The 3582-nt window shown below is 64.2% G+C and carries 3 protein-coding genes; 1 reads left to right on the top strand and 2 read right to left on the bottom strand.

Going from position 1 to position 3582, the window contains the following annotated elements; all coding sequences use genetic code 11:
* On the bottom strand, positions 1-382 hold a 382-nt coding region (locus EOA24_RS31050), incomplete at its 3' end, for a PHP domain-containing protein (RefSeq protein WP_127410444.1).
* Between the two features lie 122 nt (positions 383-504).
* The gene (locus EOA24_RS31045) at positions 505-2517 is read right to left on the bottom strand and encodes an acetyl/propionyl/methylcrotonyl-CoA carboxylase subunit alpha (RefSeq protein ID WP_126082376.1); all 2013 of its coding nucleotides are present in this window, start codon (positions 2515-2517) and stop codon (positions 505-507) included.
* Positions 2518-2759: 242 nt separating this feature from the next.
* Between EOA24_RS31045 and EOA24_RS31040 the strand changes: the two genes are divergently transcribed.
* Positions 2760-3582: alcohol dehydrogenase catalytic domain-containing protein (locus EOA24_RS31040; protein WP_127410443.1), on the top strand; the 823-nt coding region annotated here is incomplete at its 3' end.

Raw genomic sequence — 3582 nt, 5'->3', positions numbered from 1 at the left:
AGCCAGCCTCGCTGGCGGCGATCAGCACGACCGGCGACATCTCCGGCCCATGCCGGCGACGGTCGCGCTGGCCGTCGCTCGCCTCGCCGGAAAAGGCGAGATCGACCTGGCAGCCGATGATCGGCTGGACGCCGTCCTTGACCGCCTTCTGGGCGAATTCCAGCGCGCCGAACAAATTGTTGGTGTCGGTGACCGCTATCGCCGGCGCCTCGTCCTTGACCGCATGGCCGACGATCGCGCCAAGCTGAAGCGCGCCTTCGAGCAGCGAATAGGCCGAGTGCACGCGCAAATGGATAAAGGTCCGCGCCGGCGCTTCCGGCCGCGCGGCCCTCACGGCTGCTTCGCGCTGCAACGGATCGCGTGGAAGTCGTTCATCCGCCATGTTTTTTCGCGCTGTCCCAAAGACTCAATCTGTTGAGATGTATTGTCCCGGACGCGGCCGTGCCAGTCCAGCACAAATGACCGACAGGGCACAGGCTTAGGCCGGCTGGCTACCGCCTCTTCTCAGGCGAACTCCATGATCACCGCATCGACCGCCAGGCTGTCGCCTGGCTTGGCGTTGAGCTTGGCTATCGTGAGGTCGCGCTCGGCACGCAGCACATTTTCCATCTTCATGGCCTCGACCACGGCAAGCGTCTCGCCGGCCTTGACCTCTTGGCCCTCGGCCACCGCGATCGAGACGACGAGGCCCGGCATCGGGCAGAGCAGCATCTTCGAAGTGTCCGGCGGCAGTTTCTCAGGCATCAGCCTTTCGAGCTCGGCAGTGCGTGGCAGCATCGCGCGCGCCGTCACCGACATGCCTTTCCAGGCAACGCGCAAGCCGTTCAGCATCGGACGGATCTGTGCGACGACCTTGTCGCCGCCGACCTTGCCCTGCCAGAGCCCGTCGCCCGGCCGCCAGTCGGAGGCAACGGTCAGCGGCTTGCCGCCGTCGATCAACAGATCGACCTCCATCGGGATCGAGACCATGCCGTCGACGATCGCGACCGGAAAATAGTCCGCGCCGATCTTCACCACCCAGTCGCGCTTGAGATGGCCGGAATGCGGCGCCAGGCGGCCGCTCAGCCGATCGAGCCGGTCGCGGCGCAAAAGTTCGATCGCTGTTGCGACGGCGGCGAAAACCGCCCTCTCCTCGCCATCCGGCGCGACCGGGGAAAAACCGTCCGGATATTCCTCGGCGATGAAGCCGGTCGACAGCCGCCCCTCACGCCAGCGCGGGTGCTGCATCAGCGCCGAAAGGAACGGGATGTTGTGCTCGATGCCGTCGACGACGAAGCTGTCGAGCGCCTCCGACATGGCGTCGATGGCCTCCAGCCTTGTCGGCGCCCAGGTGCAGAGCTTCGCCACCATCGGGTCATAGAACATCGAGATTTCGGAGCCTTCGGTGACGCCGGTATCGTTGCGGATGACGATGTCGCCGAACGTGCCCTCCTGCGGCGGCCTGTAGCGGGTCAGCCGGCCGATCGACGGGAGGAAGTTGCGGAAAGGATCCTCGGCATAGAGGCGGCTCTCCACCGCCCAGCCGTTGAGCTTCACGTCGCTCTGCTTGATGCCGAGCTTCTCGCCGGCGGCGACGCGGATCATCTGCTCGACCAGGTCGATGCTGGTGACCAGTTCGGTCACCGGGTGCTCGACCTGCAATCGCGTATTCATTTCAAGGAAATAGAAGTTCTTGTCCTTGTCGACGATGAACTCGACGGTGCCGGCGCTCTGGTAGTCGACGGCTTTCGCTAGCGCCACCGCCTGCTCGCCCATCGCCTTCCTGATCTTGGCGTCGAGGAATGGCGACGGCGCCTCCTCGACCACTTTCTGGTTGCGGCGCTGGATCGAGCACTCGCGCTCGCCGAGATAGAGCGCCGTGCCATGCGCGTCGGCCAGCACCTGGATCTCGATATGGCGCGGATCGACGACGAATTTCTCGATGAAGACGCGGTCGTCGCCGAAGGAGCTTTTCGCCTCCGAACGCGCCCGGTCGAAGCCGTCGCGCACCTCCGCCTCGCTCCAGGCGATGCGCATGCCCTTGCCGCCGCCGCCGGCCGAGGCCTTGATCATGACCGGATAGCCGATCTCGCCGGCGATCCGCTCGGCATGGTCGGCGTCTTCGATGACGCCCAGCCATCCAGGCACGGTCGAGACCTTGGCTTCGCTGGCGAACTTCTTCGATTCGATCTTGTCGCCCATCGCCTTGATGGCCTTGGGCTTCGGTCCGATGAAGACGATGCCTTCTTTCTCCAGCGCCTCGCAAAATGAGGCGCGCTCCGACAGGAAGCCGTAGCCCGGATGGACGGCCTCGGCGCCGGTTTCCTTGCAGGCGGCGATGATCTTCTCCGGAAGCAGATAGCTCTGTGCCGCCGGCGAAGGCCCGATATGCACCGCCTCGTCGGCCATTTCGACATGCACGGCATCGCGATCGGCATCCGAATAGACCGCGACGGTGGCAATGCCCATCTTGCGCGCCGTCTTGATGACGCGACAGGCGATCTCGCCGCGATTGGCGATCAGGATCTTCTTGAACATTCGGATGTCGTTCCTCCGGCGAAGCGGACCAGTTCTATGGATAATTCCGGCGCGCCTCAAGTGTCCGCAGGCCGGCGTCCCCCGGCGACGATTGCAGAAACCGCGCCGAAAAACGTCGCAAGAGACGTTGGCCGCCGGAGCGGAACTCGCTAAGCTTGCGATCAAAGGGATGGCAGGCTGGCATTCGCCACGGGCAGCCTGCCGTTAGCTAAAACTTACAGATCGCTTGGGAGGAATGCCTCATGAAAACGCGTGCCGCCGTTGCCGTCGCCGCCGGAAAGCCGCTGGAGATCATGGAGGTGGACCTTGAAGGCCCGCGCGATGGCGAGGTTCTGGTCGAGGTGAAGGCGACCGGCATCTGCCACACCGACGAATTCACCCTGTCGGGCGCCGATCCGGAAGGCATCTTTCCGGCGATCCTGGGCCATGAGGGCGCCGGCATCGTCGTCGATGTCGGCAAGGGCGTCACCTCGGTCAGGAAGGGCGACCACGTCATCCCGCTCTATACGCCCGAATGCCGGCAGTGCCCGTCCTGCCTGTCGCGCAAGACCAATCTGTGCACCGCCATCCGTGCCACTCAAGGACAAGGCCTGATGCCCGACGGCACCTCGCGCTTCTCGCTCGGCGGCGAAAAACTCTTCCATTACATGGGCTGCTCGACCTTCTCCAACTTCACCGTGCTGCCGGAGATCGCGGTCGCCAAGGTCAACCCAGACGCCCCCTTCGACAAGATCTGCTACATCGGCTGCGGGGTCACCACCGGCATCGGCGCCGTCATCAACACCGCCAAGGTCGAACAGGGCGCGACCGCCGTCGTCTTCGGTCTTGGCGGCATTGGCCTCAACGTCATCCAGGGGCTTCGCCTTGCCGGCGCCGACATGATCATCGGCGTCGATGTCAACAACGACAAGAAGGCCTGGGGCGAGAAATTCGGCATGACGCATTTCGTCAATCCGAAGGAGATCGATGGCGACATCGTGCCTTACCTGGTCAACATGACCAAGCGCGGCGCCGACCAGATCGGCGGCGCCGACTACACCTTCGACTGCACCGGCAACACTAAGG

The organism is Mesorhizobium sp. M2A.F.Ca.ET.039.01.1.1 (genome assembly GCF_003998035.1).
In the GTDB taxonomy this organism is placed as follows: Bacteria; Pseudomonadota; Alphaproteobacteria; order Rhizobiales; family Rhizobiaceae; genus Mesorhizobium.
This window is presented reverse-complemented; position numbering and strand designations above follow the sequence as displayed.